Origin of the sequence: Paraburkholderia sp. RL17-373-BIF-A (genome assembly GCF_046030175.1) — a bacterium.
In the GTDB taxonomy this organism is placed as follows: domain Bacteria; phylum Pseudomonadota; class Gammaproteobacteria; order Burkholderiales; family Burkholderiaceae; genus Paraburkholderia.
Genome location: NZ_JARESO010000005.1, coordinates 270,869 through 295,710, shown reverse-complemented (window position 1 = coordinate 295,710; position 24,842 = coordinate 270,869). Strand labels below are relative to the sequence as shown.

At 62.4% G+C, this 24,842-nt stretch carries 42 protein-coding genes; 19 read left to right on the top strand and 23 right to left on the bottom strand.

What is annotated here, in order from left to right; all coding sequences use genetic code 11:
• Positions 1-424: 424 nt before the first annotated feature.
• From glnA to P0D80_RS08910, 4 genes are all read left to right on the top strand, one after another.
• Positions 425-1,840 carry a type I glutamate--ammonia ligase gene (gene glnA, locus P0D80_RS08925; protein WP_073427532.1) on the top strand — a complete coding sequence of 472 codons (1,416 nt, stop codon included), beginning with the start codon at positions 425-427 and terminating at the stop codon, positions 1,838-1,840.
• A gap of 194 nt (positions 1,841-2,034) precedes the next feature.
• Entirely contained in the window at positions 2,035-3,177 is a 1,143-nt protein-coding gene (gene glnL / locus P0D80_RS08920; RefSeq protein ID WP_342960366.1) for a nitrogen regulation protein NR(II), read from the top strand.
• 114 nt (positions 3,178-3,291) lie between these two features.
• Positions 3,292-4,806 (top strand): nitrogen regulation protein NR(I), encoded by a 1,515-nt coding sequence (gene ntrC / locus P0D80_RS08915; protein ID WP_132373809.1) that lies wholly within the window; start codon positions 3,292-3,294, stop codon positions 4,804-4,806.
• A gap of 113 nt (positions 4,807-4,919) precedes the next feature.
• On the top strand, positions 4,920-7,016 hold the full coding sequence (locus tag P0D80_RS08910) for a prolyl oligopeptidase family serine peptidase (RefSeq protein WP_408282963.1): 2,097 nt from the start codon (positions 4,920-4,922) through the stop codon (positions 7,014-7,016).
• 15 nt (positions 7,017-7,031) lie between these two features.
• Here P0D80_RS08910 and xth read toward each other — a convergent pair whose 3' ends face one another.
• The gene (gene xth, locus P0D80_RS08905; protein ID WP_408175836.1) at positions 7,032-7,808 is read right to left on the bottom strand and encodes an exodeoxyribonuclease III; all 777 of its coding nucleotides are present in this window, start codon (positions 7,806-7,808) and stop codon (positions 7,032-7,034) included.
• A gap of 216 nt (positions 7,809-8,024) precedes the next feature.
• On the opposite strand from xth, the gene P0D80_RS08900 reads away from it, so the two are divergent.
• Complete coding sequence (locus tag P0D80_RS08900; RefSeq protein WP_408282960.1) at positions 8,025-8,525, top strand: hypothetical protein; 501 nt, start codon at positions 8,025-8,027, stop codon at positions 8,523-8,525.
• A 37-nt stretch (positions 8,526-8,562) separates the two neighbouring features.
• Here P0D80_RS08900 and P0D80_RS08895 read toward each other — a convergent pair whose 3' ends face one another.
• Together P0D80_RS08895 and P0D80_RS08890 are read right to left on the bottom strand one after the other, a co-directional pair.
• On the bottom strand, positions 8,563-8,748 hold the full coding sequence (locus P0D80_RS08895) for a helix-turn-helix transcriptional regulator (protein ID WP_408282958.1): 186 nt from the start codon (positions 8,746-8,748) through the stop codon (positions 8,563-8,565).
• A 52-nt stretch (positions 8,749-8,800) separates the two neighbouring features.
• Entirely contained in the window at positions 8,801-9,454 is a 654-nt protein-coding gene (locus tag P0D80_RS08890) for a hypothetical protein (protein ID WP_408282956.1), read from the bottom strand.
• Positions 9,455-9,484: 30 nt separating this feature from the next.
• Between P0D80_RS08890 and P0D80_RS08885 the strand changes: the two genes are divergently transcribed.
• A complete protein-coding gene (locus P0D80_RS08885; RefSeq protein WP_408282954.1) occupies positions 9,485-9,889 on the top strand; it encodes a hypothetical protein in 405 nt (134 codons plus the stop codon).
• Between the two features lie 7 nt (positions 9,890-9,896).
• Here P0D80_RS08885 and P0D80_RS08880 read toward each other — a convergent pair whose 3' ends face one another.
• The 20 genes from P0D80_RS08880 to P0D80_RS08785 form a co-directional block, all read right to left on the bottom strand.
• Positions 9,897-10,256 (bottom strand): hypothetical protein, encoded by a 360-nt coding sequence (locus tag P0D80_RS08880; RefSeq protein ID WP_408282952.1) that lies wholly within the window; start codon positions 10,254-10,256, stop codon positions 9,897-9,899.
• 5 nt (positions 10,257-10,261) lie between these two features.
• On the bottom strand, positions 10,262-10,465 hold the full coding sequence (locus P0D80_RS08875) for a hypothetical protein (RefSeq protein ID WP_408282950.1): 204 nt from the start codon (positions 10,463-10,465) through the stop codon (positions 10,262-10,264).
• Positions 10,462-10,989: a hypothetical protein gene (locus tag P0D80_RS08870; protein WP_408282949.1), complete on the bottom strand. Its 528-nt coding sequence runs from the start codon at positions 10,987-10,989 to the stop codon at positions 10,462-10,464. The genes P0D80_RS08875 and P0D80_RS08870 overlap by 4 nt, the downstream gene beginning before the upstream one ends.
• The gene (locus P0D80_RS08865; RefSeq protein ID WP_408282947.1) at positions 10,986-11,867 is read right to left on the bottom strand and encodes a hypothetical protein; all 882 of its coding nucleotides are present in this window, start codon (positions 11,865-11,867) and stop codon (positions 10,986-10,988) included. The genes P0D80_RS08870 and P0D80_RS08865 overlap by 4 nt, the downstream gene beginning before the upstream one ends.
• The gene (locus P0D80_RS08860; protein WP_408282945.1) at positions 11,831-12,634 is read right to left on the bottom strand and encodes a hypothetical protein; all 804 of its coding nucleotides are present in this window, start codon (positions 12,632-12,634) and stop codon (positions 11,831-11,833) included. The genes P0D80_RS08865 and P0D80_RS08860 overlap by 37 nt, the downstream gene beginning before the upstream one ends.
• Before the next feature lie 29 nt (positions 12,635-12,663).
• Complete coding sequence (locus tag P0D80_RS08855) at positions 12,664-13,158, bottom strand: hypothetical protein (RefSeq protein ID WP_408282943.1); 495 nt, start codon at positions 13,156-13,158, stop codon at positions 12,664-12,666.
• A complete protein-coding gene (locus P0D80_RS08850; RefSeq protein WP_408282941.1) occupies positions 13,158-13,976 on the bottom strand; it encodes a hypothetical protein in 819 nt (272 codons plus the stop codon). Before P0D80_RS08850 ends, P0D80_RS08855 begins: the two co-directional genes overlap by 1 nt.
• Entirely contained in the window at positions 13,942-14,550 is a 609-nt protein-coding gene (locus tag P0D80_RS08845) for a hypothetical protein (RefSeq protein ID WP_408282939.1), read from the bottom strand. Before P0D80_RS08845 ends, P0D80_RS08850 begins: the two co-directional genes overlap by 35 nt.
• Positions 14,547-15,575 (bottom strand): hypothetical protein, encoded by a 1,029-nt coding sequence (locus tag P0D80_RS08840; protein ID WP_408282936.1) that lies wholly within the window; start codon positions 15,573-15,575, stop codon positions 14,547-14,549. The genes P0D80_RS08845 and P0D80_RS08840 overlap by 4 nt, the downstream gene beginning before the upstream one ends.
• A 13-nt stretch (positions 15,576-15,588) precedes the next feature.
• Complete coding sequence (locus P0D80_RS08835) at positions 15,589-15,810, bottom strand: hypothetical protein (protein WP_408282934.1); 222 nt, start codon at positions 15,808-15,810, stop codon at positions 15,589-15,591.
• Positions 15,807-16,103 carry a KTSC domain-containing protein gene (locus tag P0D80_RS08830; RefSeq protein WP_408282931.1) on the bottom strand — a complete coding sequence of 99 codons (297 nt, stop codon included), beginning with the start codon at positions 16,101-16,103 and terminating at the stop codon, positions 15,807-15,809. The genes P0D80_RS08835 and P0D80_RS08830 overlap by 4 nt, the downstream gene beginning before the upstream one ends.
• Positions 16,100-16,240 carry a hypothetical protein gene (locus tag P0D80_RS08825; RefSeq protein ID WP_408282929.1) on the bottom strand — a complete coding sequence of 47 codons (141 nt, stop codon included), beginning with the start codon at positions 16,238-16,240 and terminating at the stop codon, positions 16,100-16,102. Before P0D80_RS08825 ends, P0D80_RS08830 begins: the two co-directional genes overlap by 4 nt.
• Positions 16,237-16,524: a hypothetical protein gene (locus tag P0D80_RS08820; protein WP_408282926.1), complete on the bottom strand. Its 288-nt coding sequence runs from the start codon at positions 16,522-16,524 to the stop codon at positions 16,237-16,239. The genes P0D80_RS08825 and P0D80_RS08820 overlap by 4 nt, the downstream gene beginning before the upstream one ends.
• The gene (locus P0D80_RS08815; RefSeq protein ID WP_408282924.1) at positions 16,515-16,721 is read right to left on the bottom strand and encodes a hypothetical protein; all 207 of its coding nucleotides are present in this window, start codon (positions 16,719-16,721) and stop codon (positions 16,515-16,517) included. Before P0D80_RS08815 ends, P0D80_RS08820 begins: the two co-directional genes overlap by 10 nt.
• A 78-nt stretch (positions 16,722-16,799) precedes the next feature.
• A complete protein-coding gene (locus tag P0D80_RS08810) occupies positions 16,800-17,003 on the bottom strand; it encodes a hypothetical protein (protein ID WP_408282921.1) in 204 nt (67 codons plus the stop codon).
• Between the two features lies 1 nt (position 17,004).
• Positions 17,005-17,199, bottom strand: a complete 195-nt coding sequence (locus P0D80_RS08805) for a hypothetical protein (protein WP_408282918.1) — start codon at positions 17,197-17,199, stop codon at positions 17,005-17,007.
• A gap of 1 nt (position 17,200) precedes the next feature.
• On the bottom strand, positions 17,201-17,338 hold the full coding sequence (locus P0D80_RS08800; RefSeq protein WP_408282916.1) for a hypothetical protein: 138 nt from the start codon (positions 17,336-17,338) through the stop codon (positions 17,201-17,203).
• On the bottom strand, positions 17,338-17,655 hold the full coding sequence (locus tag P0D80_RS08795) for a hypothetical protein (protein WP_408282913.1): 318 nt from the start codon (positions 17,653-17,655) through the stop codon (positions 17,338-17,340). The genes P0D80_RS08800 and P0D80_RS08795 overlap by 1 nt, the downstream gene beginning before the upstream one ends.
• Positions 17,656-17,782: 127 nt before the next feature.
• Positions 17,783-18,073, bottom strand: coding sequence for a hypothetical protein (locus P0D80_RS08790; RefSeq protein ID WP_408282910.1), 291 nt, complete (start codon positions 18,071-18,073; stop codon positions 17,783-17,785).
• Positions 18,070-18,738: a S24 family peptidase gene (locus tag P0D80_RS08785; RefSeq protein WP_408282907.1), complete on the bottom strand. Its 669-nt coding sequence runs from the start codon at positions 18,736-18,738 to the stop codon at positions 18,070-18,072. Before P0D80_RS08785 ends, P0D80_RS08790 begins: the two co-directional genes overlap by 4 nt.
• A 93-nt stretch (positions 18,739-18,831) precedes the next feature.
• On the opposite strand from P0D80_RS08785, the gene P0D80_RS08780 reads away from it, so the two are divergent.
• From P0D80_RS08780 to P0D80_RS08720, 13 genes are all read left to right on the top strand, one after another.
• The gene (locus tag P0D80_RS08780) at positions 18,832-19,047 is read left to right on the top strand and encodes a Cro/CI family transcriptional regulator (protein ID WP_408282904.1); all 216 of its coding nucleotides are present in this window, start codon (positions 18,832-18,834) and stop codon (positions 19,045-19,047) included.
• Complete coding sequence (locus P0D80_RS08775) at positions 19,044-19,313, top strand: hypothetical protein (RefSeq protein WP_408282901.1); 270 nt, start codon at positions 19,044-19,046, stop codon at positions 19,311-19,313. Before P0D80_RS08780 ends, P0D80_RS08775 begins: the two co-directional genes overlap by 4 nt.
• A gap of 31 nt (positions 19,314-19,344) precedes the next feature.
• The gene (locus P0D80_RS08770) at positions 19,345-19,878 is read left to right on the top strand and encodes an XF1762 family protein (protein ID WP_408282897.1); all 534 of its coding nucleotides are present in this window, start codon (positions 19,345-19,347) and stop codon (positions 19,876-19,878) included.
• A complete protein-coding gene (locus P0D80_RS08765) occupies positions 19,875-20,732 on the top strand; it encodes a DNA adenine methylase (RefSeq protein ID WP_408282891.1) in 858 nt (285 codons plus the stop codon). The genes P0D80_RS08770 and P0D80_RS08765 overlap by 4 nt, the downstream gene beginning before the upstream one ends.
• Complete coding sequence (locus tag P0D80_RS08760) at positions 20,729-21,748, top strand: DUF1376 domain-containing protein (RefSeq protein WP_408282889.1); 1,020 nt, start codon at positions 20,729-20,731, stop codon at positions 21,746-21,748. Before P0D80_RS08765 ends, P0D80_RS08760 begins: the two co-directional genes overlap by 4 nt.
• 3 nt (positions 21,749-21,751) lie before the next feature.
• Positions 21,752-22,492: a hypothetical protein gene (locus P0D80_RS08755; RefSeq protein WP_408282886.1), complete on the top strand. Its 741-nt coding sequence runs from the start codon at positions 21,752-21,754 to the stop codon at positions 22,490-22,492.
• The gene (locus P0D80_RS08750) at positions 22,489-22,665 is read left to right on the top strand and encodes a hypothetical protein (RefSeq protein WP_408282883.1); all 177 of its coding nucleotides are present in this window, start codon (positions 22,489-22,491) and stop codon (positions 22,663-22,665) included. Before P0D80_RS08755 ends, P0D80_RS08750 begins: the two co-directional genes overlap by 4 nt.
• Entirely contained in the window at positions 22,662-22,997 is a 336-nt protein-coding gene (locus P0D80_RS08745; protein ID WP_408282880.1) for a hypothetical protein, read from the top strand. The genes P0D80_RS08750 and P0D80_RS08745 overlap by 4 nt, the downstream gene beginning before the upstream one ends.
• Complete coding sequence (locus P0D80_RS08740; RefSeq protein ID WP_408282877.1) at positions 22,994-23,440, top strand: hypothetical protein; 447 nt, start codon at positions 22,994-22,996, stop codon at positions 23,438-23,440. Before P0D80_RS08745 ends, P0D80_RS08740 begins: the two co-directional genes overlap by 4 nt.
• Entirely contained in the window at positions 23,440-23,928 is a 489-nt protein-coding gene (locus P0D80_RS08735; RefSeq protein WP_408282875.1) for a RusA family crossover junction endodeoxyribonuclease, read from the top strand. Before P0D80_RS08740 ends, P0D80_RS08735 begins: the two co-directional genes overlap by 1 nt.
• A 2-nt stretch (positions 23,929-23,930) precedes the next feature.
• Entirely contained in the window at positions 23,931-24,179 is a 249-nt protein-coding gene (locus tag P0D80_RS08730) for a hypothetical protein (RefSeq protein WP_408282872.1), read from the top strand.
• 85 nt (positions 24,180-24,264) lie between these two features.
• The gene (locus P0D80_RS08725; protein ID WP_408282870.1) at positions 24,265-24,486 is read left to right on the top strand and encodes a hypothetical protein; all 222 of its coding nucleotides are present in this window, start codon (positions 24,265-24,267) and stop codon (positions 24,484-24,486) included.
• On the top strand, positions 24,465-24,770 hold the full coding sequence (locus P0D80_RS08720) for a hypothetical protein (RefSeq protein ID WP_408282867.1): 306 nt from the start codon (positions 24,465-24,467) through the stop codon (positions 24,768-24,770). The genes P0D80_RS08725 and P0D80_RS08720 overlap by 22 nt, the downstream gene beginning before the upstream one ends.
• The last annotated feature ends 72 nt before the right edge of the window (positions 24,771-24,842 follow it).

The following is a 24,842-nucleotide window of genomic DNA, read 5'->3' as shown; positions in this document are numbered from 1 at the left end:
GGACCAAATGATCATTCTAGCGCGCGGCGCGAGGCGCGCACGTGTGGCGCGAACGGCGGCGAACGGGCGTGCGCCGCGATCCGGCGAATGCGCAAACATGGTGCAAGTTTCGTGAAATGCACCAAAATAGAAATGTTGGCCGTTGCCGATTTGGCGAATGCACGTATTTGGTGCGACGTATCGTCCAAAGATTTCGGGGCTGCATGCCGTTCGGTGCGCCCATTCCCCGCAAACGCGCGCGCACTGTGGTTCTGCTCCGGGTTGGCGCATACGTGGCACAGAAGCTGCTTTATTGGTGCCGATCGATTTGTCCAGGCAGACTTTTATGTTCCTCCTCAACGATTGAGGGTGGACGCGCCGGGACGGGTCAGCTAGATTGGGCGGCGGCTGAATCCGCCGAATTCGTTAATCAGGAGAAAAGGTTATGAGTAAATCCGTGGCCGACGTCGTGCAACTCGTCAAAGACGAAGACGTCAAGTTTGTCGACTTTCGTTTCACCGACACGCGCGGCAAAGAGCAACACGTTTCGGTGCCGGTGTCGGCATTCGATGAAGACAAGTTCGAAAGCGGCCATGCGTTTGACGGTTCTTCGATTGCCGGCTGGAAGGGCATCGAAGCCTCGGACATGTTGCTGGTCCCGGATGCGAACACGGCCTTCATCGACCCGTTCTACGAAGAATCCACCCTCGTGCTGACCTGCGACGTCGTCGAACCGGCGGACGGCAAGGGCTACGAGCGCGACCCGCGCTCGCTGGCAAAGCGCGCTGAAGCCTACCTGAAGAGCACGGGCCTCGGCGACACGGCATTCTTCGGTCCGGAACCGGAATTCTTCATTTTCGATTCGGTCCAGTGGAACACGGATCAATCGGGCTGCTTCATCAAGATCGGTTCGGAAGAAGCACCGTGGTCGTCGGCGAAGGAATTCGAAGGCGGCAACACCGGCCACCGTCCGGGCACGAAGGGCGGCTATTTCCCAGTCGCACCGGTCGACACGTTCCAGGACATCCGTTCGGAAATGTGTCTGTTGCTCGAACAGATCGGCATTCCGGTCGAAGTGCACCACCACGAAGTCGCGGGCCAAGGCCAGAACGAGATCGGCACCAAGTTCTCGACGCTGGTGCAACGCGCCGACTGGCTGCAGCAAATGAAGTACATCATCCACAACGTCGCGCACACGTACGGCAAGACGGCAACGTTCATGCCGAAGCCGGTGGTCGGCGATAACGGCTCGGGCATGCACGTTCACCAGTCGATCTGGAAAGACGGCACGAACCTGTTCGCAGGCAACGGTTACGCAGGTTTGTCGGAATTCGCGCTGTTCTACATCGGCGGCATCATCAAGCATGCTCGCGCGCTGAACGCGATCACGAACCCGTCGACGAACTCGTACAAGCGCCTCGTGCCGCACTTCGAAGCACCGGTCAAGCTGGCTTACTCGGCTCGCAACCGTTCGGCATCGATCCGTATTCCGCACGTGTCGAATCCGAAGGGCCGCCGTATCGAAACGCGCTTCCCGGATCCGATGGCGAATCCGTACCTGTGCTTCTCCGCGCTGATGATGGCGGGTCTGGACGGCGTGCAGAACAAGATTCACCCGGGCGAAGCTGCCGACAAGAACCTGTACGACCTGCCGCCGGAAGAGGATGCAAAGATCCCGACCGTGTGCGCCGGCCTCGACCAGGCTCTGGACGCGCTGGACGCTGACCGCGAATTCCTGACGCGCGGTGGCGTGTTCACGGATTCGATGCTCGACGCGTACATCGAACTGAAGACGGGCGAGCTGCAACGCTATCGTCAGTCGGTGCACCCGATCGAATTCGAAATGTACTACTCGCTGTAAGCGGCAATGGCGCTTCGCCCTTCACACGGCGAAGTGCTCTGCCCGACGCTCGCGATCGGTCACGAAGGGACGGCGGCGCCGTCCCTTTTTCGTTAGACCGCGCACAACGTTTGCGGCTCGCGGGCAATGGGCAAAGAGCAACACAAAAAGCGCATCACCGGTTTATCACCATCTCCTATCGGCCAGACTGCAAGATGGTTCTCAAGAATCTGATCAAGGCAAGGAAAGGGCACGAGCAGGCGCTCTCGGACGACGCTCAGCTCGTCAGTTCCGGTTTACTGCCGGGCTTCGAGGCGTTGCCGACGGTCGTGCTGGTGCTCGAAAAGCGCACGCTGCGCGTCGCGTTTGCGAACCCGTCGGCGGAGTCGATGCTGGACCTCTCGCGCCGGCAACTGACGCAGATGGCATGGCCGGACATCTTCTCGAATGCCGACGAACTGGTCGCGACCATTTCCGCGATCGCCGCCCACCGTTTTCACGCGACGCATCTGGACGCCGTGCTCGAACGTCCGGGCCACGAGCCGCTGCATGTGCATGCGATCGTCGGCTTCCTGGAAGGCGCGCAAGACTATGTGCTGCTCGAACTGTTCGAAAACGAGCGGCATTTACGCACCGACCGCGAGGAGCGCATCAACGACCTCACGGCGGTCAACAAGCAACTGATCCGCAATCTCGCGCACGAGATCAAGAATCCGCTCGGCGGGATTCGCGGCGCGGCGCAACTGCTCGAGTTCGAACTCGGCGAGCGTCAGCGCGACGAGTTGCGCGAGTACACGCAGGTCATCATCAAGGAATCGGACCGGCTGCAAACGCTGGTCGACCGGCTGCTCGAGCCGCACCGCCATCCGCATATCGTCGGCGACGTGAATATCCACGAAGTGTGCGAGCGCGTGCGCCAGGTGATTCTCGCGGAGTTTCCGCGCGGCCTCACCATCGAACGCGATTACGACGTGAGCGTGCCGGACCTGCGCGGCGACAAGGAGCAGTTGATCCAGGCGCTCCTGAACATCGTGCGCAACGCGGCTGAAGCGTTGCGCGAACGTATTTCTCAAGGCGATGCGCGGATCGAATTGCGCACTCGCATTGCGCGCAAGATTACGGTGTCGAAACGCTTATGTAAGCTGGCACTGGACTTGCATATCACTGACAACGGCCCAGGCATTCCCGAAGAAATCCGTGACCGCATTTTCTATCCGCTCGTGTCGGGGCGCGAGGACGGTAGTGGTCTCGGACTGACGCTCGCGCAGACTTTCGTGCAACAGCACGACGGTTTGATCGAAGTAGATAGCCGCCCGGGCCACACCGAGTTTCAGATTCTGCTGCCGCTCGACTGCTAACACCAATGCCTCGTGAGAAAACGCCGGGCCGCCCACGTTTTCTCACTCCCCTTCGGGGGGCCTGCCGCGAAGCGACAGGTTTGGGGGCACTCTTGAGACTTCTAACCGACCCATATGAAGCCGATCTGGATAGTAGACGACGATCAATCGATTCGCTGGGTGCTCGAAAAAGCACTGGCCCGCGAAAACTTCGCGACCCGCAGCTTCGCGAACGTGCGCGAGGCGTCGGCCGCGCTCGACCACGACAGCCCGCAGGTGCTGGTGTCCGACATCAGGATGCCCGGCGGCTCCGGCCTCGAACTGCTGCAAACCGTACGTGACAAGGTGCCGGGCTTGCCCGTCATCATCATGACGGCGTTCTCGGATCTGGATAGCGCGGTCGCCGCATTCCAGGGCGGCGCGTTCGAATACCTCGCCAAACCGTTCGACGTCGACAAGGCGGTCGAACTGATTCGCCGTGCCGTGGACGAAAGCATGCGCGGCGAACAGACGTGGGACGAGCGCGTTACCGAAGCACCGGAAATGCTCGGCCAGGCGCCGGCGATGCAGGACATGTTCCGCGCGATCGGCCGCTTGTCCCATTCCGCGGCAACCGTGCTCATTACCGGCGAATCAGGCACCGGGAAGGAACTGGTCGCGCGTGCGTTGCACCGACATAGCCCACGCGCGAACGGTCCCTTCATCGCGCTGAACACCGCGGCGATTCCGAAGGATCTGTTGGAATCCGAATTGTTCGGCCACGAGCGGGGTGCGTTTACCGGCGCGCAGGCCATGCGCCAGGGCCGCTTCGAACAGGCCGAGAACGGCACGCTGTTTCTCGACGAAATCGGCGACATGCCGTTCGATTTGCAGACGCGTCTGTTGCGCGTGCTGTCGGACGGGCAGTTCTATCGCGTCGGTGGCCACAATCCGTTGCGCGCCAATGTGCGCGTGATCGCGGCGACGCACCAGAATCTCGAATCGCGCGTGCGTCAGGGTCTGTTCCGCGAGGACTTGTATCACCGGCTCAATGTGATCCGCCTGCGCTTGCCGGCCTTGCGCGAGCGCAGTGAGGACATTCCGCTGCTCACGCGGCACTTCCTGCAAAAGAGTGCGCGCGACCTTGGTGTCGAGCCGAAGCGCGTGTCTGAAGAAGCGCTGGCTTATCTCGCGTCGTTGCCGTTTCCGGGCAATGTGCGTCAGTTGGAGAACCTCGCCAACTGGCTCACGGTGATGGCGCCGGCGCAGACCATCGAGATCAAGGACTTGCCGCCTGATCTCGGCCCCGCGCAAGCCGGCGTGACCGATCTGGCCGGCGGTGGCGGTGCGATTGGGACAGGAGATGCGGGGCTCGCAGGCGGCGTGCCGGTCAACGGCACGAGCGCCGCGGCGCATCCGGCCGCGGCGGGCGGCATGCCGGTCGCGAACACCGTCAGCGCCTGGGAAGGCGGCTTGCGCACCGAAGTCGCGCGGATGTTGCGCGAGAATGCGGCGGACGTCATGGACGAACTCGCGCGCCGGTTCGAAGCCGCCGTGATTCGCGAAGCGCTCGACTTCACGCGTGGACGCAAGGTCGAAGCAGCGGAGCGTCTCGGCATTGGCCGTAATACGATTACGCGCAAGATTCAGGAACTCAACCTCGAGCCCTGAGTATCGCGTTGTAGAGCGGGGCGGCGCGCGCGTCGCTCCGCTCATTCGCCTGTAAAACGAGTCACGGGCTCCCACAAGGCATAATCGACGCTGTTTTCATTCGACAGCTGACGATGCCCGCTTCTCCCGCTCCTTTCTCCTGGCCGCTTTCTCCCGATCCCTTCCTGTCGCTCGAAGCGCTCCACGACCCTGACGCGCTCGCGTGGGTCGAACAGCAGAACGCCCGCACGCGCGCCGCGTGGTGCAACAGCGCGGAATTCGAGTCGCTCAGGCAACGGCTTGCCGACGCCTATCTGCCGCGCGAGCGTCCGGTGATTCCCGATCGCTGGAAGGAGTGGGCTTACGACCTGTGGCAGGACGAGCGCAATCCCAAGGGCATCTGGCGGCGCACGACGTGGGCGGCATGGCGCGGCGGCAAACCGGAGTGGCAGAACCTGCTCGACTTCGACGCGCTCGGTGCTGCCGAGGGCACGCCTTGGGTCTGTGTCGAACTCGACATTCTCTATCCCGATGGCGACCGCGCGCTGATCACACTGTCGCCCGGTGGTTCGGATGCGCTCGTGGTGCGCGAGTTCGACATCGACGCGCGACGTTTTGTCGACGACGGCTTCGTGATCGCGAAGGCCGGCAAGCACACGGCGTCGTGGATCGATCGGGACACACTTTACGTCGGCTGGGATAACGGCCGCAAGACGTTGACGCGCTCCGGTTATCCCCGCGAAGTGCGACGCTGGACGTGCGGCACCGCGCTCGCCGACGCGCCGGTGGTGTTCAAGGGCGCGTTCGGCGACATCGGCGTGGAGGGGCACTACGATCCGGTCGAGCAACGGCACACGGTGGTGAGCAGCGTCGATTTTTTCGATTCGCACACGTACTACCTCGATGATGCCGATGGTGCCGTCGACGCCTGGCGCCGCTACGAGGTGCCGTCGCATGTCGCGGTGAGCGGCTGGCAAGACTGGCTGTTGTTCGAACCGCGGCTCGACTGGGATTGCAATGGCGTGTCCTATCCGGGCGGCGCCTTGCTGGCGATCCGCGAAGACGCGTTCCTGCGCGGCGAGCGCGACGTGCAGCCGCTATTCACGCCGACGCCGCAAACTTCGGCCTGCGAGTGGACGCATACGCGCAACCACCTGATCGTGTCGTACCTGGAGGACGTGCAGAGCAAGACCTTGCTGTTGACGCCGTCGCAAGGCGACGATCAGGCGTGGCATTGGCAGCAACGCGTCTTTCCAACGCGCGAGGATGCGCAAGCCGACGTCTCGCCGGTGGAGCCGACGCTCGACGACGAAGTGTTCGTCGATACCGACGACTATCTGCAGCCGCCTGCGTACTGGCTCGCCGATCTCGCCCGTGACGATCTGAGCGAATGGGAGTTGCTCGACCGCTGGCCGACGCAATTCGACGCAACGCAGTTCGGCGTCACGCGTGGCCACGCAGTTTCCGCGGACGGCACGCGCGTGCCGTACACGGTGATCGGCCCGCGCGCCGAGCAACAACACGCGCGTCCATGCCTGCTCAACGGCTACGGCGGTTTTGCAATTCCCTTGCTGCCGAGCTACCTGACGGGGCAGGGCATCGGCTGGCTGGCGCGCGGTGGCGTGTACGTGGTCGCGCATATTCGCGGCGGCGGCGAGTTCGGCACGCGCTGGCATACGGCGGCGCAAGGCGAGCATCGCCAACGCGCGTTCGACGATTTCATCGCGGTGGCCGAAGCGCTCATCGAGACGGGCGTGACGAGCGCCGCGCAACTCGGTATTCAGGGTGGCAGCAATGGCGGTTTGCTGGTGGCGGCGTGCATGGTGCAGCGACCCGAGCTGTTCGGCGCCGTGGTGTGCGAGGTGCCCTTGCTCGACATGAGCCGCTATCACTTGCTGCACGCGGGCGCGTCATGGATCGACGAATACGGCGATCCCGACGAACCCGATGAAGCGGGCATGCTGGCCGCTTACTCGCCGTATCACCGCGTGTCGGCGAACGTTGCGTATCCGCCTGTGCTGTTCACCACATCGACGGCCGACGACCGTGTGCATCCCGGCCACGCGCGCAAGATGGCCGCGCGCATGCAGGCGCTGGGTGCCGACCACGTCTGGTATCGGGAGAACACGGAAGGCGGGCATGGCGGCTCCGACGAGTTGGAGCAGGCCGAGCACGATGCGATGGTGTTCGAGTTCCTGTGGCGTACGTTGAGCCGTTCGACGCAGGCCTGACGTCGTGAGGAAAGATCAGCCGAGCTGCGCGACGACCGGCGCGTGGTCCGACGGCTGGTCCCACTTGCGCGGCGCCTTGTCGACGTCGCACGACGAACATACGTCAGCCAGCGCCTTCGACAGCAGGATATGGTCGATGCGCAGCCCCGCGTTGCGACGGAACGCCATCATCCGGTAGTCCCACCACGAGTAGATCTTTTCCGGCTGCTCGAACTGGCGGAATGCATCGACGAGACCGAGTTCGACCAGCCGCACGAACTCCGCGCGTTCTTCGGGCGACACCAGATTCTGGCCTTCCCACGCTTTCGGATCGTGCACGTCGCGGTCTTCCGGCGCGATGTTGTAGTCGCCGAGCAGTGCAAGCTTCGGATGTACAGCCATCTCGCTCGCGATCCAGTCGTGCAGCGCAGCAAGCCAGCGCAGTTTGTACGCGAACTTGTCGGTGCCCGGCGCCTGGCCGTTGGGGAAATACGCGGAGATGATGCGCACGCCTTCGATGGTCGCGGCAATCACGCGTTGCTGCGGATCTTCAAAGCCCGGAATATTCCGCACGATGCTGCCTTCGTCGACCGTCAGGCCGCCGCGCACCAGAATGCCGACGCCGTTATAAGTCTTCTGGCCGGCGAACCAGCTGCGGTAGCCTTTCTCTTCGAGTTCGGCGCGCGGGAATTTTTCGTCCGGCAGCTTCAGTTCCTGGAGGCACAGTACATCGGTGCCGCTGGTTTCGAGCCAGTCGACCACATGCTGTTGGCGGACTTTGAGGGAGTTGACGTTCCAGGTGGCAATCTTCACGAAAAAATCTCAGGCTTGTGGGGTGGGGCTTTGACGGGAGTAAGGTGGGATTTTTCGCTGATAGCTACCCACCTAGCTACCCATAGTCTCTGGGGTGGAAACTCGCCGGGTGCCGAGCAGCATTCTACGAAATAAAGCGCCCCGCCGCCTGCCGATCGCTCCGAGCCAATGAAGCCTGCTACGATAAGCGCCGAATTAATAACACCGAGGGACCATATGTCGAGATACCAAGACCTGTGCGATGCGTTCGCGCGATTCGAATCGAACAAGCTCGAATTTTTCAGGCGCATGGGAGAGCAAGCGTATTTATTCAAGAACGGCCTAGCCGAGTACATTGGCGCGCCTGATGGCTACATTCCTAAGATTAGTGATGCCCACGCCAGCCGAGAATACGTTCGTCTTCTTAAAGGAGACATCGACGACTGGGAGGACATCGACAGTCCGGCAGATCTTTATAAGACCAAGAACGACCTGATCATTTGGTTTGGTGTGGCGATTAGCCTTCAGCGCGGACCGAACACGTTTCCCCTGCAGCATTTCCAGATCAAGGTTGGCTTGCGTGAAATCGGGGATCGCATGGAAGTGCTCCTGACCGAGCTCGATACGAGTTTCGAGTGCGAGCGGGTCGGGAATGCATATGCGTATGAAGCAGCGTACGAAGCAATCTGTAATCGAATCGAAGACCGATTGAATTTCGAAAAGCTTGGCAGCCGCTAAGTGGGGCCTCGGCCGGCTGCAGAAAGCCGGCCGATTTTCAATTTGAGTGCGTAGCGTTTAGCAATTTTTCGATACTTTCCGCTGTGATGCCGCTCGACCGTGCCCCTATCTTCACGAGGCGCAACTTGCCGTCGGCCACCATCCGATAGATCGTCGCGCGCGAGACGCTGAGTTGAGCCATCACGGCGGGAATACGGTACAGCTTAGGAGTCGGTTCGTTCATTTGATACTCCATGCGGTTCTGGTCGTTTCGATGATTCGGGTTGCTTCTTTGGTCATGCTTCAATCCGTTTAAATTCCACGACCCAGACGAAGGGGTTGGCGTACCAAGAATCCGGCCCGTTGATTTGCGTCCAGAGCAGACTGAATGACGCCCGGCCGTAGCCTTGCCAGCTATCAACCTCTGGCGGTGGTGGGTCGTACTGCTTGCCGTCCCACGTGAACGGGCAACCCTCGGCTCGCGCATCCGTCTCGCTGATGTCCTGCAGGCGCTCGATGCGCACGTCGGTGACTTCAAGCGTGATGCGCGATGCGGCGCGCGGCATGTGGATCGAAGGGCGTTTCCACCATGCTGGTGTCGCGCCGGCCCGCTTTGCATTTGGCAACTCGCCACCGAACCGATACTCGCGGCCGGTCTCAAGCGTCATGTCGACGAAGTGCCATTCGTCGCGGCCCTTCTTCTCGCTGAAGCGTGTTTCCCAGCGGCCGAACGCGATGAACGTCTCGCGCACCCAGAGAAGGTCGCCAGCGAAACCGTACGGACTCAGAAGACTGTCTGCCGACGCAACATATTCGGGGCTGAACATGCCGGGCTGAAGCCAGTCGAGCGCCATGCCTTTGACGACGCGCCGCGTCTGCGTCTTCGGGTTCTCATCACGCAGCAGCGCGCGCACCATGGCGCTGTTCATCAGGATCGGCAGGTCTCTCATGCTAGGATTCCTCGAAAATCGGGGGTGCATATGTGGGAATTCCACACGCGAGAGGGCGTACAGGCGTTTGTCGACGCAGAGGGGATCGAGGCATTACGCGATATGGTCGCCGGCACCCGGCTAGCCGAAAACCGGAGGCCCTTTGTCCGGCAATGGCTTGCTGGATACGACCGTGCGCAGCAGGCGCAGGCAGAGGACCGGCGCGCTGCTGAGGCAAACGAGATCGCTCTCCGCGCCGCGACTGCATCGGAGGCGCAGGCAGTCGAAGCGAAGCGCTCTGCGGACGCAGCCGAGGTTTCAGCAAAGGCTGCAGTTGACTCGGCCGCAGCAGCAAAAGATTCCGCGAAACACGCGCGGATTGCGTGGGTCATTGCCGCTTTGTCTGCGGTTACCGCAATTGCAGCGCTTGTCATTCCGTTGATTTCCAAGAAGTAGAAGCCGTTCATCGCCCACCCCGCACCAACATGCAAAGCGCCACGCGCCGCGCGATTTCGTTGTCATAGCCGGTCAATGTCCCGTCGAGACGCACAAGCACCGGCGGCGTCGCAACGGTCGTGAGCACAGGTTCCTGCTCGACCGGCTGTGCCGTTTCCTTCGCGCGGCGAAAGCCGAGCGTGCCCGGCTGCGACGTGCTCAGCTCGAGCATCCCGCCGGTGACCATCTTCTCGAGCACGGGCCGCATCTTCGCGGTCCGCACGTGAAACTTGGCTGCGAGCGCGTATGCGCCGTAGGTCTTGCCCGGCACCATGCGCGAGAGCACGTTGTCGGGGGCCAGGGAGTCGTTCAGGCGAGGGCGATTCATTTGCATCAGGCCTCCCGCCCAGCCATGGCTTTTTCAAGTGCGTCCGCGCTGCAGCGGAACGCGACGCGGCACTCGGCGCCGACGATGTCGGTCATGACCGCGCCGAGCGCTTCGCACACGTTGATCAGATCGCCGATGTCCGGATCGCTCTTCTTGATGAGCGTTTGCACGGACTGGCCGAGATTGCGTTTGTTGACGATGGTGCTCATGGTTGTGTATCCCCCGGTTGTTTGGCGGCGTCGGTCAGTTGCCGCAGTGCGACGGCCGCGGTCTTCTGCCAGTCGTCACCGTCCTTGAGTGCGAAGCCGAGCAGCCAATGCAGCGCGACGGCCTGCTCGGTTTCGGTCTTGCGTTCGATCGTGAATCCGCCGGCGCGCAACGCGTGCGCGAGCGGCGTGGTCTTCCAGAGCATCAGCCCGAGGACGTCTTGAACCGGTGGCGTCAGCTGGTCGGGTAACACGCGCGCCGTGCTCGCAAGAGCGTTGGCTACCTCGGCCTTGAACGCGTCGAAATCACAGCGGATAGAGGCGTCCCACAGATCGCCTGCGACGTCTCGCGCAAGCATCGCCGGATTATCTGTATCGCGAATATTCGCCATATATTCGTCTAGCGGATATCCGAGAGCCCGCTTTGCGATGCGCATGCACAGGTCGAAATCAGCCTTCGAGAGCGTGCGCGCAGCCTCGCGGTGGACGATGGAAAGGGCGAGTGCGTGGCGGTCGGCGCTGTTCATGCTTGAAGCTCCAGTTCGAATGCGCTCTGAATGTGGGCGTGCTCGCGCACCCAGAATGTCTGTGATTGATGGGCTTCGATCCGGTCGCGCATCACCTGCGCACGGCTCTCTTTCGTTGGTGGCGTGTACGGGCCGCGCCACGCGCCGTCCATGCCGATGTTGCGTGCGATGTTCGTGCTGTCGGCGCTGGCGAATGGGAAGCGGGTGAAGACGTCCGGGTTTAGCATCCGAAGGCCGTGCAACTTGCAGACCGGTCGCCCGTCTCGATCGCAAACGATGTCCATTGCTTCGGCCATGCGCGTGTACCAGATCGGTGTGCCGACGGTCGAAAACTCGCCCGAGCTGCCAAGGCAAACGCGCGGCCATGTGAGCGCAAGCCGTTCAAGACGCGAGAGGCTTTCGTGGAGATGCCAAACCGGCGCGCCGACCCATGGCGCGCGCGTGCGCCACGGCCATTCGCCGATCAATGCATCGTTGGCATCTTCGTCGCCGTCGATCACGTCAGGGATCACAGCAAAGTCAAACGAAGGATAGCGATGCAACTCAGCCACCCATTCGTAATAGCGCCCCCAGTCTTCGACGGGTGCACCGGCACGCCATGCGGAGAACGCGCCGTTGTCGACCGCGAACGACTGAGCCACTTCGATGACCAGCCCCAATTGCTCCGGATGCTGGAACGAGACGAACGCATGGCCGCTTGAGACGGCACGCGCCGCAGCCGTCGCAGGGGTAATCGGGGTGCCGTGGTAGTGGATCATGTCTTGTAGGAAAAAACGGAGCGCCGAACAGGCCGCTCCTTCAAACGCGCCCCGCCGGGATTGGCGGTGCCCGTAACGGACTGTTAGTGGTGGCTGGGAACGCCGGACGGGAAGGGCCACGCTTCATTGCGCGGCTCGTCGGGTTGTCCAGCGCTTCGCTTCTTCTTCGTCGTCACCTTTGCGTCGCTTTTGACGACGCCGCGCGCGAGGTCAGTGCCCGCGAACGGATCTTCCTTGGGCGCGTCGCTGGACGTTTCGGGCGCCTGTTCCTGCTCGTCCTTGCCGGTTTGCTCTTCGTCGTTCTCATCGTCGTCCGCATCCGGATCGGGGTCGGCCTGCTGGCCGTGGCCGATCATGTCGGCCTGCTCCATCGAATCCGGCGGCATGATGGAAACCTTCACGTCCGTCTGCAGCAACTCGTCGATCTTTCCCTTCTCATGCGCGGTCGGATGCACGATCGCCTTGCATTTGAGAAGCGTGATCGCGAGATCCTTGGGAAGGACCTGAAACGAACTGATCTTTGCTTCCTCAAGCACAATGTGCGACCGGTCTGTGTTGCCGGTGTGGAGCGTCAGCACCCAGCCGACCAGATCGCCGGGAATGTCGATCCACTGCGACCACCACGGGAAGCGGATCTGCGAGACGCCGTCGGTGACACTCGACGTGTCGATCTTCGTCTGGCCGCCCTTGTCGACGCTCGGCGACGTCGGCACGCGATAGAACGCGTCGCGCAGGCCGTTGTTGTCGATCTTGTCGAGCACCGTGTTGCTCATCGCGAACTCGAAGATGATCGAGTGCGCGGGGCGCTTTTTCTTCTTGCCGTGCTTTTCCATGATCGGCGTCACCGAAGTGATCTTTGCCATGGCCTGATCTATTTCGACATACATGGGACGTGCTCCTGGGTGGTGGTGGGCAGTTATTCGTCGACGGCAATGCCGAGCGCGCGCTTCGCGATGTTCGCGAGCGTCGTATCGTTGTCGAGATAGCCGGTCGCGCCGGCGGCGATCTGCTCGAGCGCAGTGCGATAGGAGGGTGCGGCGACGAAAATCGGCGCCAACGATGCGTGCGAGTCGGCTACAGAAGCAACCCATTCGCGGGACATCGTCGGATATTTCGTCCGGATCGTGCCGTCTGCGCCGAGCTCGAGTTCGGGGATTTTCGTGTTCGGTCCGGGCGCTTCCAACAATGGCGGTTTGGCGTACACCGGATGCTGGACGGCCCGCCACTTGGATTCCCGTTCAGCGTGTTCCTCGCGCGTTTGCATCCGGTAGCGCGCTTCGCCAATGCGCGGGTGTGTCAGCTCGGCGACGCTGCCGAGCATTTCATCCCAGCACAGCCTGTCGCAGTAGCGATCCCGCTCGCGCACCGTGAAGTCGTTCGGACCGTGGATTTCGATTGCGATAACGCGCATCACGCAGCCCTCGCGGCGATCACGGCGTCTTCGAACACGCGCACGCCGGCGAGCGGGCAGTTCGCCTTCAGAGCCAGCGCGATCTTGTTGACGGCCGGCATGTTCGCGTCGAGCAGATCGACGTATTCCGGGTGCTCGGCCACGTAGCGGATCAGCGCGAGCTTGTCGTTGACCTCGGCCTTCCAGACCATGCGGGTCGACACGCCAGCGGTCTTGCGCGGCGCGGCCGTCATCGGAGCCGTGACGAGCGTCGCGGTCTGCTGGAGCATCGTCACCTCCGCGGCACCCTGTTCGACGCGGCTGGATGCTTCGGACGCGAGACGCGCGGCTTCTTCCGCGCGGCCAGCGGCAGCGGCTTCGTCTGCCTTGCGCTGGATCTCGTCGGCTTCAGCCTGCGCCGCCGCTTCGCGCGCTGCGGCCTCCTGTGCCAGGCGCGCACGTTCCTGCCGCGCGGCTTCCTCGAGCGCGGCCTGCGCGGCGAGCCGCTTCTGTTCTTCGGCGCGGTCGAAGCGCTGGATCGCGCCCTTGAGGATCACTTCGGCCTGTTCGAGGTAGTCGGTCGGTGCAGCGAACAGCGCCATCACGGCTTTCTTCGCGGCGTCGATCGGTTGCGTGATGCTCTTGCGCTTGCCGTCGACGTCCTTCTGCAGCGTCTTGATCTTCGTGAGCTCGCGCGCGGCGAGGTCGCGCATGTCTGCGCTGTCGATCTCGTAGGCCTTGGCGGTGTTCAACGCATTGATTGCCGACTTGAACAGCGCCTTGTCCGGATGCGAGATGTTCAGATCAACCAGCGGTTGCGATTGGGTTTGCGAGTCCATGTTTGTCCTTGAAGTTGCGGAGGGTGAGCAGCGACAGGAATACCGGCCAGTCGTGCGGATCTTTAAAAGGGACGAGCCGATACGTCCCATCTGCACGCAGACCGAGGCCATAGCGGTCCTCGACGTGCACACCGTTCTTGATGCAAAGCTCTTTGTAGGCGGCCAGCTGCACACCGATCACCGGACCGAGGCGTAGCATCTTCTTGATGTCGACGACGGCGCGCCGGCCGCCGATGACACCGGTGCGGTCGAGCGTCCCAGCGAAGCCGAGCGCCGGATGGTGAAACCGGTGTTCGATCAGTTCGGGCACGAATCCCGTCTCGGCGCGAAAACGCATCCACGCCGTGAGGTAGGGCAGCAACTCTTGCGAGAGGCTGTCCGTGTCGAGGTCGTCGAGGTCGTGCAGCTCGGTCATGCGATGCACGGCCGTGCCGAGTTCCTGCGCGCGCTTGAGCGCCGCCGGCGGCACCTGCGAATAGTCGACGAGTGGCGCGAGGGTCTGCGTCACGCTCGGCACGCGCTGCGTGCCTACCGTGTAGACGTGCTCGACCGGATCGAACAGCAGCGTCATCATTGGCCTACCGGGTTTTCGACGAACTCGACCACGGCGTTGTAATTGGCCGTGGTAACGCCGTCGAGGTCAAAACCGAAATGCTTCTTGAGGTCCGACTCATTGACCGCGTTCTGTTCCATCTTGGTCTTGAGCACGCGCAGCACGCTGTCGCTGATCGGCGTGGCCGGCGGATCTTCGAAGTTTTCCGATTCCATGCGCGCTGCACGCGTGCGCGGTTGTTGTTGCGTTTTCGGCTGGGCCTGTTGCGTAGGACGCTCTTCGCGTTGCACCGGTTCGGCCTGGCGTTGCGTCGTCGGATGCTCGATCACGCCGTCAGCGTCGGCTTGAGGGAGTGCCGCAGCCTTTGCACTCTTCGACTGCGGTTGCACAACCTCGGCGGCCGGCGCGCGAGCGCCGCCTTCCTCGTAGCCACCGAATGACACGGTGCCGTCGGCACGCACGTCGATAACGTCGTGCAGTTCCTCGGCGGTGCTGAGACCCATGCTGATTTCAGGCGCATAGCCGCGTTGCCAGAATGCAGCTGAGCGATAGATGAACATCTGATCGGCCATCGTCAGCCACTTGCTGCCGCTCTTCTTGCTCCAGCCTTCGGCCTTCACCATCTTCCAGTCGATCCAGACACCGTTCAGGCGTTCGCCCGTCGACTTCTCGATCGTCCAGGCGCGGCAGCCGTAGTTGTCTGCGCCTTCCTCACCGCGCCACTCGTAGCGCAACGTCTCGAAGCGGCCGCACGTGTTCACGCTGGCGATCAGGAACTTGCTCGACCAGCCCGGGTTTCCGTGGACGATGTACAGGTTCTGCATCACCATCAACTCATCGGCGCGCAGGCGGCTCGCGAGGTTGAGCGCGATCATGCAATTCGGCACGTTGTTGCGGTATGCCTCGGGCACAAGCGTCGACGACGCGAATGCCTTGGCAACGCGTTGAAGCAGTTCGAAGCCTTCGAGATCGAAGAAGCCGGCGCGTACGGGCGCATTCGACTGGCGCGGCGCGATGGCGGTTTGAGTTTCAGCAAGCGTGGACATGAATTCCTCAGGGTTAAAACGGCGGTTTGTCTTGGTCGACGAAATCGATGCGGGCCATGTTGTCGACCTTGCGCAGCGTTTCAGCGCCCATCACATAAAACTCAGCAGATCCAGAGCAGCGCGCGAGACGCTCGGCTTCGGACACTGCCGACTCATACGATTCGTGGCGATACGACGGCGGATGCGTACCCGTCGGGCACCACACGATCCAGAACTTGTCGCGCGCCTCGCTCACGATTGATCCTGCTCGGCCGGCGCGGGCATCTTCTCGATGCACACGTACGGGAAGCGCTCGGGCAGCGGCTTGATGTGTTTGTAGAAGTGCGAGCCGATCGACTCGGCGTCGCGCAGCGCGGTGAAGTTGGCGGGCGTGACGTGCGCGTAGTGGTAGAGCGACGTCGGCGCGCCGGCCTTGTTCTTGAAACGAATCGCCAGCGTTTCGCTCGCGGCGTCATAGCCCAGGCTGTGGATCTGCGACGACTCGACGGCGTCCATGGCGATGACGGGTACTGCGGCAGCGGTGTTCATACTTGACCTCGGGAGTTGGTGGAGGGGATTGCGTGCAACGGATCGACCGGCGACAGCACCAGCGCCGCAGCGGCGAGCGCCGCGGTGATGACGAGCCATAGGCCGACAAGCTGGGCGAGTGCGCGGAGGGTTTTCACTTGAGCGCGCCCGGTTCCATGAACATCGCGGCTTCAGCGAAGATCGCTTTAGAGCCAACCATGTATGCGGAGCGCACCGGATTGCGCGGGCCGAAGAACTCGACGCGAAACTGCTCGCGCTCGAGCTCAGCTGCGGCGCGCAGTGCACGATCGGCACGGCGATTCGCTTCATCGAGCGCGCGGCGCGCGGCGACGCGTTCCTCGCAAAACGCCTGAAGCGTGTTACGTGCGCGGCGACATTCGCGAGCGGCGCAGGCCTTGTGAAAGAGCTTGGTCAGTTGCACAGAAACCTCCCCGAGAAGGTGAGAACGAAGGAAAAGCCGATTGCCATCGCGCAGGCGCCGGCGGTGAAACCCAGCAGCAGACACGTGTGCGCGAAGTCGCGCTCGGTAGCAGGTCGCACGGGCTCGCGCTTCGGATGCAACCCGATAGCACGCGCAACGCGGCCCGCGGCGCGGCGAACGAAGAACAGCGCAGTCATGAGCGACCCCGCCACAAGGCCGCGAGCACCGCGTAAAACGCGATGACTGCGCCGATGATTTGGTGGGCAGTCGACATGTCACGACGCCTCGCCAACGATGCGGAAGTGACGGACCGGCTCGCCGGCCATCGCAACCGAGGTTTCGAGATACACCGCAGCGATCGCGCAGCGGCCGGCGAGGGCGCCGTTGCTGCCGTCGCTCGAATCGCACTCGAGCAGCGCCTTCTCAGCGGCGTGTAGCGTCTCGATCGCAGCCTGGATTTTTTCGAGAGAAACTTGCATGTCAGGCCCCCGCGCGGAAGTGATACGAGGTCGTGTGAAACACGCCGTCGTGACCGTTGATCGATTCGGTCGAGCCGCACGGGATACATTGCGGCGCGTCCAGGTTGCCCGCGTCAGCGCTGTAGAACTCGCGCCGAATGTCCATCGGCGTCGAGATCGCGCGGTCCTGATAGACGATGTCGAATGATTCAGTCACGTCAGCACCCCTTCCGTTGATCGGCGACGCCGGCCGCGATCAGGTTCAGGGCGATAGCGCGGATCAGGTGCTCAGTGAGCGCGCCATGCGGCAGAGGCTGCGCACGCAACTCCATCAGGTCTTTCGCGAGGACGCTCATCACTGCACCTCGTCCCACAAGACCACGCGACGCGGCGCGACCTTCGCGACGCGAGCCTTCACCAGCTGCTCATGCACGTCGCACAGCAGTTTTCCGAGAGAGCGATAGTCATGGCGCTGCAGCAGCGCTTTAGCGCGAGCGTGCTGCGACGGCGTCAGGAACTGGCTGATGTGTTCGAGCACGTCGTCCAACGACGAGGCGTCGCTCGCGGCTTCGCGCAGTTGCTCGGCCAGTTCCTGCGCCTGCTCGGCTCGGTACATGTCGCGGTCGACGACGTGGTCGCCGGTTGCTTCAGTTTGAGAAAGTAGGGTTGCCATCTGGTCGCCTCACTGTTCGTTTGAACTTGGAGGCAGTGTAGGAAACTAAACCGTAGAAGTCAAGTGTTCTAAACCGATTGAGCAAAAAAAATCCCGCGAGGGCGGGATCGGTTATTTCGAAACGCTTTTATTGGCAGTAGTTTCGGAGCTTCTGTTCGATCTGGTCAGACCGGACGGTGCTGCTGTAGATCGCTGTTACCGCGTCGTGCCATTTTTGCTTGTCGTCCCCCGACGCGGACATCTGAAGAAGCACCTGTTCCACATTTGCTTGGGCTTTCGCGATCGGCACGCCGTTGTCTCGCCAATCGGCAGTGGCTGCGACCGTGCTCGATAACAGATTACAGCGCTGCTGGGAAGTGGTCTGAGCTGCGGCAGCGCCGCAAAAAAACAACGCAATGAGGAAAAGCGCCGGTCTCATTCGTGGCGCCACCAAGCTTGTTTGACAATTGCTGCGATGTAATGCAGCCGGTCAATCTCTTCCTGATCAATGACGATGGGCGCGTGGTCCTCATTTACGGACATCAGGTGCACCCGGCCGGCGCGCTTGTACAGGAACGTCTTGACCATAACGCGACCGTCCTTCGCTTTGACCAATACTTCATCGCCGGGCTCTACCTCGTGGCTTGGTTCGACGACCACATACTCGCCATCCTTTACCCGGGGTGTCATCGAATCGCCCTTGCAGCGGATGCTGTAGGCGTTTCTGTCTCTGGATGGGAAATCTAGGTAGCCGTCACCGTGCCCTGCGGCGGTTTCCAATTCGGCCCAGAAGCCGTTGTCTCCAAGTGATGCCATGCCTACGACCGGGATTGCTTTGCCAGCGGGCAATGGTACTGGATCAAAGTTGTCAGAGGAATGAGTGATTTTTGCTCTTTTCGGTCCCTTATCCATAACCAACCAGACCGCATTGAAGCCGTACCGATCCTGAATTCCGACTGCATATTCGAGTTTGATCGACTTGATCTGACCGCTCAACCATTGGTTGACGGTCCCCTTTGTCACGCCAGCGGCCTCGGCCAGTTTTACCTGGTCGATGTCGTCGGCTTCGTCTAACACAGTCTGGATTCGTTCAGCAAGATTCATGGTCTAGGAATCTAAACCAAACGCGGTTTAGATCGCTTTCCTTTTTGAGTTTAGGGTTCTATACTGCTGGCAATGTGAACCGGAGCCATCCAGATGAACCTGACCAAAAAACAAGCGATCGACATCTTCGGCGGTAACGGCGCGGCGCTCGGACGCGCGCTTGGCATCACCAAAGGTGCGATCTCTCAGTGGCCCGACGAACTGGACCAGAAGCAGACCGCGATGGTGATTGGCGCGGCTGTGCAACTGGGTAAGCCCGTTCCCGACGGCTTCATCGCACCGACTGAGCAACTTCCGGCGGCCGTATGAACGACCTCTCCACACCAGCTGGCCGGGCGTCGGCCCCAGCACGAACACGGCGCCGCGCCTCGGCGTCTCGTGCCGCTTTCCGCAACGAAGTGAAAACCCGACTTCGCGACGACGTGTACGTGCGCCTGCAGGACTTCAAGCAGGCCCACTTCATCGAAAGCGACTCGGCAGCTCTCGCTCGTCTGGCTGAAATCCTGTTGTGTGGAATTGTGCGGACGCAGCAGCCGGCCGTCAGTGACCAGCAGGGACCAACGGTCGCGCGCTAACGCGGCCCGCAAACGTATTCACGGGGTTTTCATGGCCGAAGAAATCGACGGCACGCGTGCTTCCGGGCGGGAAAGCCTGGGACAAAGTGGGACGCGTCTTGCGATCGTTCCGACGAGTCTCGCGGAAGCGAACGCGTTCGTCGCGAGGCATCACCGCCATCACAAGCCTGTCGTGGGGCACAAGTTCAGCATTGCGCTCGGCAACTTCGAAACGCTCCACGTTGACGGTATGCCCGGCGAGATCCACGGCGTCGCAATCGTTGGCCGTCCTGTCGCGCGCGGTAACGATGATGGATGGACGCTCGAGGTGAACCGCTGCTGCACCGATGGCACGAAGAACGCCTGCTCAATGCTCTACGGCGCAGCGTGGCGTGCTGCTCGGGCAATGGGATACCGGCGGTTGATCACATACACGCTCGCTACCGAAAACGGCGCGAGCCTTCGCGCGTCCGGATGGCGACTTATCGGCCAATGCGGCGGCGGCAACTGGAACACGCCGGCGCGGCCACGCATTGACACCGACGAACTGTTGCGCGGCCAGAAACAACTTTGGGAGGCCGCTTGAGCACACCGACACGCCCCGTTTTGCGCTACCACGGTGGCAAGTTTCGACTCGCGCCGTGGGTCATCAAGCATTTCCCGCCGCATCGTTGCTACGTCGAACCGTTCGGCGGCGCTGCAGGCGTGCTCATCCAGAAAGACCGTGCCTACGCGGAGGTCTACAACGACCTCGACGGCGACATCGTCAATCTGTTCCGTGTGCTGCGTGAGCCGGGCCAATGCGCTCGTTTGATCGACATGTTGCTGCTGACGCCCTATGCGCGCGAAGAATTTGAAGGCGCATACGAGCCGACGGACGATCCGATCGAGCAGGCACGACGCACGCTTGTGCGCGCCGAAATGGGCTTCGGATCGGCCGGCGCGACGAAGGGTAAGACCGGCTTCCGCATAGACACGCGCCGCAAACACGGCACAGCTCAGGGCTTGTGGGCGCGCTTTCCTGATTCGCTAGCTCGAGTATGCGAACGCCTTGCCGGCGTGATGATTGAAAACCGACCCGCGCTGACAATCATCGACCAGCATGATGCGACGGACACATTGTTTTACGTGGATCCGCCATACCTCATGAGCACGCGCTACGTCGGCGCAAAGCACGGTCGCTACTACGACTGCGAGATGTCGAACGACGATCACTTCAAGCTGCTGGACACGCTGCGCGCTGCCAACGGCATGGTCGTGCTCAGCGGTTACTCGAGCTCGGAATACGTCGAAGCGCTTGAGGGCTGGGCGATGGCGTCGACCGAGGCGCGGATCTCGTCCGCGCGCGGCACAGCGCTGCGCACTGAATGCCTCTGGCTTAACCCCGCATGCTCGCGGGCCCTCGATCGCGCCGGAATATTCGGCGAGGCGGCAGCATGAACGGCCTCCCGAATCCTCTCACCCCAGCAGATTGCAACCTGCGCGATTTCGGGTTCATGCCGCTCGACGTGAAGCGTTTGCTCACGTCGGAGACGTGGATCCTCGGCACCGGTGACGAGCGCGCGGCCGCTATCACGTTGTGGCTTGAAAGCTGGCATCAGGTGCCGGCCGCAAGTCTGCCGGACGACGATCGCATGCTCGCGCATCTATCGCAGTCGAAGGCGTGGAAAAAAGTGAAGGCGCATTCACTCCGCGGCTGGGTCAAGTGCGCCGACGGTCGTTTCTATCATCCGGTCGTCGCGGAGAAGTCGCTCGAAGCGTGGATAGAGAAGCTGCTCGCCAGTCTGTCGGGCGCTGCCGGTAACGCGAAGCGCTGGGGCGTGGAGGTCGATATTGACGCGATCTCGGCGCGTGTAATTGAGGCCGTTGAACTGCTGAAGACCGTCGCACCGCAATCAAAAACGCTGCGTAAGAAGCAGGTCGTCGCAATCGTGTCGGGATCGCAACCCGATAAAAAACCGATCGCCCCCCGATCCGATGAAAAATCGCCCCCCGAATCGCCCCCCGATCGCAATAGACAGAGACAGGGAGAGGGACAGGGAGAAGTAAACAGTGGTTCTGTCATCGTAGGTGGTAAACCCCCGCGCGGTGGGCGCGATGATTTCACCCCGAAAGACGAGGGTGAATGGCTGCGCCACTTCAAGGCGAAGCACGGCTTCGAGGCTGATCCGACGAGCGTCCACGATCGCAAAAAAATATGGCCGGTGTTCGCTGGCTGGGTCAATGCCGGACTGACCACCGAGTTCGTCGACAAGGCCGTCGCAACAGCGATCGCCAGCGCGAAAGGCGGCATCGGCTGTCTGCCGGTGTACGTCGATCGCGTCATCGCATCGCAATCCCAACCGCCGCGCCTCACGGCCGCCGAACAGCGCCGACTCACCAGCGAAGCCAACGGCGAAGCGTGGCTCGCCGACGATCCGCAGTCCGATCCCAACGTCATCGACATGGAGCACTGACCCATGCAAGCGACCGACAAGCGCGCGTTCAAGGACGCGCTCGAACTGGCCTACGAAACGGCGCGTCAACCGTTGCCGACTCCAGGCGTGCTCACCGTGTACTGGGCGAACCTCGAAGCCTTTCCGCTCGACGCGGTGCTGCGTGCGATCTCGAAGCACGTCGCCGCGAGCGAATTCGCGCCGACTCCCGCTGCGATCCTCAAGCACCTGCCGAAGGAAAGCGACGGTCGTCCCGAAGTCGACGAGGCATGGGCGATCGCACTGCGCTCGCGTGACGAACGTGACACGGTCGTCTGGACCGACGAAATCGCCGAAGCGTGGAGCGTCGCGCAAAGCGTCATCGACGGTGACGAAATCGGCGCGCGAATGGCGTTTAAGGCCGCGTATCTGCGAATTACCGAGCAGTCGCGAGGTGTAAATCGCCCGGTGCAATGGGTCGTTTCGCAAGGTTTCGACGCCGCGCGACGCGAAGCGGTCGTGACTCAAGCCGTGCGCGAAGGGCGGTTGCAGCTCGAGCACGCACAGGCCGCAGTGCCAATGCTGGCGGGGCCTGCCGAGTCCGTGCCCACGGTCAACGTCAAGGCGAATCTCGCGCGGCTGAAGGCGCTGGTGTCCGGGATTGGGAGTGCAAAAGCGCGCGCTGCCGCCGCCAAATCCCGTCACGCACGTGAGGACGCCGAGCAGCTGGCCGAGGCGAAGCAGGCGATCGCGTCGCGCGTTGCCGAGTACGAGGCTTCCGTATGAGCGCCGACCTGATCCGCCGTCCCACCTCCGAGGAAGTCGAAGGCGTTCAGCGAGCCAGTCTCGCCCTGCTCGAGGACATCATTCGCTGCCGGCAGGAACACGTCGTCGGCGCCGAGTTCATGAATACGCTGCGCGAACTCGTCATCAACCCCGTCCGCAAGGATCTGCGATGAACGCCGACGGCACCGCCTGGGGCATGTGCGCCGCGTACGGTTGCCCGCTGCTCGGCACCGTTGGCGACGCCGGCAAGTGGGTCTGCTGCTGCCACTTCAACATCGGCGGCTCGGCCAACGATGCGATCACCGCCGAGCTGCACCGCCAGAAGCCGCTCGTCGACCGCGTGCTGTCGCTGCGCGCAACACACGCCGGCTACCGCGCAATCCTCGCGGCCGAGTCCGAGTTGATCGAGCTCACGCGCGAGATCGGCCGCCAGCAATCCATTCCCACCGGCGGGCTCATTGGCCCGACCCACGCTGAACCGTCCTTTTCGGAGACCGACGCATGACCACCAAAACCCCACCGGTCGATTGGGACCGCCACGCGCAGCTGGTCGCGCGCAGCATCGCCAGCATTGACCGCTCGCGCCTGCCGGGCAGCAAGACGCAGTTCACCGCGATCATCCACGACGCGATCGTGGACGCGATGATGATGGCCGCGGAATCGAATACCCCCGAGGCGGCCGTTGTGGCCGCGCATGGCCAGACCAGCGCACCGGTCGAACAGGGCACCGCGGATAAGCCTGGGCATGGCAAGCCAGAAACCGCGTTAGCGGAACTGCAGGACATGCGCGACGCGCTCGCCGAGTTCCGCAAGCACCGCCGCGATACCTATCCGCACGAAGCGATTTCAATCCTGCTCTCCGCGTTCGACGACATGCTCGTCATCGCAGAAGATGCCGTGCGCGCAGCTGCAACTTGCGCAGAAACGCAAACTGGCGAGGTGGCGTGATGGCCCAGCCGATCATCTTCACGATCCTCGGCGAGCCGGCCAGCAAAGCGAACAGCCGCCAGATCGTCGTGCGCGGCGGCCGCCCGGCCAGCATCAAAAGCGAGAAGGCGCTCGAGTTCGAGCGCAACGCCCTCCGCCAGATTCCGCCGCGCTATCGCGTGCGCTACACCGGGCCCGTTGCGGTCACGCTGCACATCTTCTACGCCAGCCAGCGGCCCGACCTTGACGAGTCGATCGTGCTCGACATCCTGCAGGACCGGTACGAGACGCAGAAGCTCACGAAAGCGCAGAAAGAAGCGGGCATGAAGGGCGAGCGCTATCTCGTCCAACGCGGCGTGTACGTCAACGACCGGCAGGTGCGCGAGAAGCACGTGTTCCACGGCATCGACCGCGTCAATCCGCGCACCGTCGTGCAGATCCTGCCGCTGCAACCGCAGCAGGTTGAACTCGCGCTGCCGGTGCGCGTCGCCGACCCGCTGGAGGTCTGACCGTGGACCGCCATCAGCATCCCTCGAACAACGCCGTGCTCGGCGCGCCGAAAGGCTGGGATCAGGCCGAAGCGCCATGCAACGCGCTGCCCGTCACCCACGTCGAGATCGACGGCATCCGTCAGGTCGTTTCGTTCTGGCACCCGACTGCCGACGAACTGAAAGCGATCGCCAATGGTGCGCTCGTCATGCTCTGGGTGGTAGGCAACACGATGCCGCCCGTTGCTTTAACCGTGGAGGCCAAACCATGACCATCCAACCCGAACTCATCGTGCTCGCGCTTGCAGCGTGCCTGTGGATCACCGGCCAACTGCTCGGCGAGGGCAAACGCTGATCATGAAAGCGCCATGGGATCACGTGAAGTTCCGGCTGAGCAAGACGCAGCAGGATCCGTCCGCACCTCGTCCCGAAGCTGGTGACGAGATGCGCACGTGCACCGGGCGCCGCTATCAGATTCTCAAGATCACTCCCAAGTCCGTTACCTGCCTGGTCCTGCCGAAGGATGCCGAAGTGCAAGGGAATGTGTGGATTTGGGAGTGGAACAGCCGCAAGCATTGATTCGCAGTTTCCACTTTTCCACCCGCAACATGAGGCAGACCATGAAGACACCGTCCACCACCCGCACCGCGATCCAGTCGTCGTGGGAAATCTTCGAACGCCGCAGCGTGCCGGCCGAGGCCACGGCGGAACAGCGCCGAGAGTACCGCCGCACGTTCTTCGCCGGCTTCCACACCATGCTGTACCTGCAGCAGCAGCTGACCGTGCTCGAACCGCAGGCCGCGACCGCCGTGCTCGACCACGTTGCCGCCGAGGTCGCGGAATTCGCCGCCGCACCGTACTGATAATCGCCCGGAAAATCGGGCGTTGATTATTGACGCCCCTTTTCTTGGATAATCGTTTCGTAAGACCGAATT

Bases quoted from the DNA above. Each gene is read 5' to 3' on its own strand.
- glnA (WP_073427532.1), top strand. From the start codon at position 425: ATGAGTAAATCCGTGGCCGACGTCGTGCAACTCGTCAAAGACGAAGAC.
- glnL (WP_342960366.1), top strand. From the start codon at position 2,035: ATGGTTCTCAAGAATCTGATCAAGGCAAGGAAAGGGCACGAGCAGGCG.
- ntrC (WP_132373809.1), top strand. From the start codon at position 3,292: ATGAAGCCGATCTGGATAGTAGACGACGATCAATCGATTCGCTGGGTG.
- P0D80_RS08910 (WP_408282963.1), top strand. From the start codon at position 4,920: ATGCCCGCTTCTCCCGCTCCTTTCTCCTGGCCGCTTTCTCCCGATCCC.
- P0D80_RS08900 (WP_408282960.1), top strand. From the start codon at position 8,025: ATGTCGAGATACCAAGACCTGTGCGATGCGTTCGCGCGATTCGAATCG.
- P0D80_RS08895 (WP_408282958.1), bottom strand. From the start codon at position 8,748: ATGAACGAACCGACTCCTAAGCTGTACCGTATTCCCGCCGTGATGGCT.
- P0D80_RS08890 (WP_408282956.1), bottom strand. From the start codon at position 9,454: ATGAGAGACCTGCCGATCCTGATGAACAGCGCCATGGTGCGCGCGCTG.
- P0D80_RS08885 (WP_408282954.1), top strand. From the start codon at position 9,485: ATGTGGGAATTCCACACGCGAGAGGGCGTACAGGCGTTTGTCGACGCA.
- P0D80_RS08880 (WP_408282952.1), bottom strand. From the start codon at position 10,256: ATGAATCGCCCTCGCCTGAACGACTCCCTGGCCCCCGACAACGTGCTC.
- P0D80_RS08875 (WP_408282950.1), bottom strand. From the start codon at position 10,465: ATGAGCACCATCGTCAACAAACGCAATCTCGGCCAGTCCGTGCAAACG.
- P0D80_RS08870 (WP_408282949.1), bottom strand. From the start codon at position 10,989: ATGAACAGCGCCGACCGCCACGCACTCGCCCTTTCCATCGTCCACCGC.
- P0D80_RS08860 (WP_408282945.1), bottom strand. From the start codon at position 12,634: ATGTATGTCGAAATAGATCAGGCCATGGCAAAGATCACTTCGGTGACG.
- P0D80_RS08855 (WP_408282943.1), bottom strand. From the start codon at position 13,158: ATGCGCGTTATCGCAATCGAAATCCACGGTCCGAACGACTTCACGGTG.
- P0D80_RS08850 (WP_408282941.1), bottom strand. From the start codon at position 13,976: ATGGACTCGCAAACCCAATCGCAACCGCTGGTTGATCTGAACATCTCG.
- P0D80_RS08845 (WP_408282939.1), bottom strand. From the start codon at position 14,550: ATGATGACGCTGCTGTTCGATCCGGTCGAGCACGTCTACACGGTAGGC.
- P0D80_RS08840 (WP_408282936.1), bottom strand. From the start codon at position 15,575: ATGTCCACGCTTGCTGAAACTCAAACCGCCATCGCGCCGCGCCAGTCG.
- P0D80_RS08830 (WP_408282931.1), bottom strand. From the start codon at position 16,103: ATGAACACCGCTGCCGCAGTACCCGTCATCGCCATGGACGCCGTCGAG.
- P0D80_RS08815 (WP_408282924.1), bottom strand. From the start codon at position 16,721: ATGACTGCGCTGTTCTTCGTTCGCCGCGCCGCGGGCCGCGTTGCGCGT.
- P0D80_RS08810 (WP_408282921.1), bottom strand. From the start codon at position 17,003: ATGCAAGTTTCTCTCGAAAAAATCCAGGCTGCGATCGAGACGCTACAC.
- P0D80_RS08800 (WP_408282916.1), bottom strand. From the start codon at position 17,338: ATGAGCGTCCTCGCGAAAGACCTGATGGAGTTGCGTGCGCAGCCTCTG.
- P0D80_RS08795 (WP_408282913.1), bottom strand. From the start codon at position 17,655: ATGGCAACCCTACTTTCTCAAACTGAAGCAACCGGCGACCACGTCGTC.
- P0D80_RS08790 (WP_408282910.1), bottom strand. From the start codon at position 18,073: ATGAGACCGGCGCTTTTCCTCATTGCGTTGTTTTTTTGCGGCGCTGCC.
- P0D80_RS08785 (WP_408282907.1), bottom strand. From the start codon at position 18,738: ATGAATCTTGCTGAACGAATCCAGACTGTGTTAGACGAAGCCGACGAC.
- P0D80_RS08780 (WP_408282904.1), top strand. From the start codon at position 18,832: ATGAACCTGACCAAAAAACAAGCGATCGACATCTTCGGCGGTAACGGC.
- P0D80_RS08775 (WP_408282901.1), top strand. From the start codon at position 19,044: ATGAACGACCTCTCCACACCAGCTGGCCGGGCGTCGGCCCCAGCACGA.
- P0D80_RS08770 (WP_408282897.1), top strand. From the start codon at position 19,345: ATGGCCGAAGAAATCGACGGCACGCGTGCTTCCGGGCGGGAAAGCCTG.
- P0D80_RS08760 (WP_408282889.1), top strand. From the start codon at position 20,729: ATGAACGGCCTCCCGAATCCTCTCACCCCAGCAGATTGCAACCTGCGC.
- P0D80_RS08755 (WP_408282886.1), top strand. From the start codon at position 21,752: ATGCAAGCGACCGACAAGCGCGCGTTCAAGGACGCGCTCGAACTGGCC.
- P0D80_RS08750 (WP_408282883.1), top strand. From the start codon at position 22,489: ATGAGCGCCGACCTGATCCGCCGTCCCACCTCCGAGGAAGTCGAAGGC.
- P0D80_RS08745 (WP_408282880.1), top strand. From the start codon at position 22,662: ATGAACGCCGACGGCACCGCCTGGGGCATGTGCGCCGCGTACGGTTGC.
- P0D80_RS08740 (WP_408282877.1), top strand. From the start codon at position 22,994: ATGACCACCAAAACCCCACCGGTCGATTGGGACCGCCACGCGCAGCTG.
- P0D80_RS08735 (WP_408282875.1), top strand. From the start codon at position 23,440: ATGGCCCAGCCGATCATCTTCACGATCCTCGGCGAGCCGGCCAGCAAA.
- P0D80_RS08725 (WP_408282870.1), top strand. From the start codon at position 24,265: ATGAAAGCGCCATGGGATCACGTGAAGTTCCGGCTGAGCAAGACGCAG.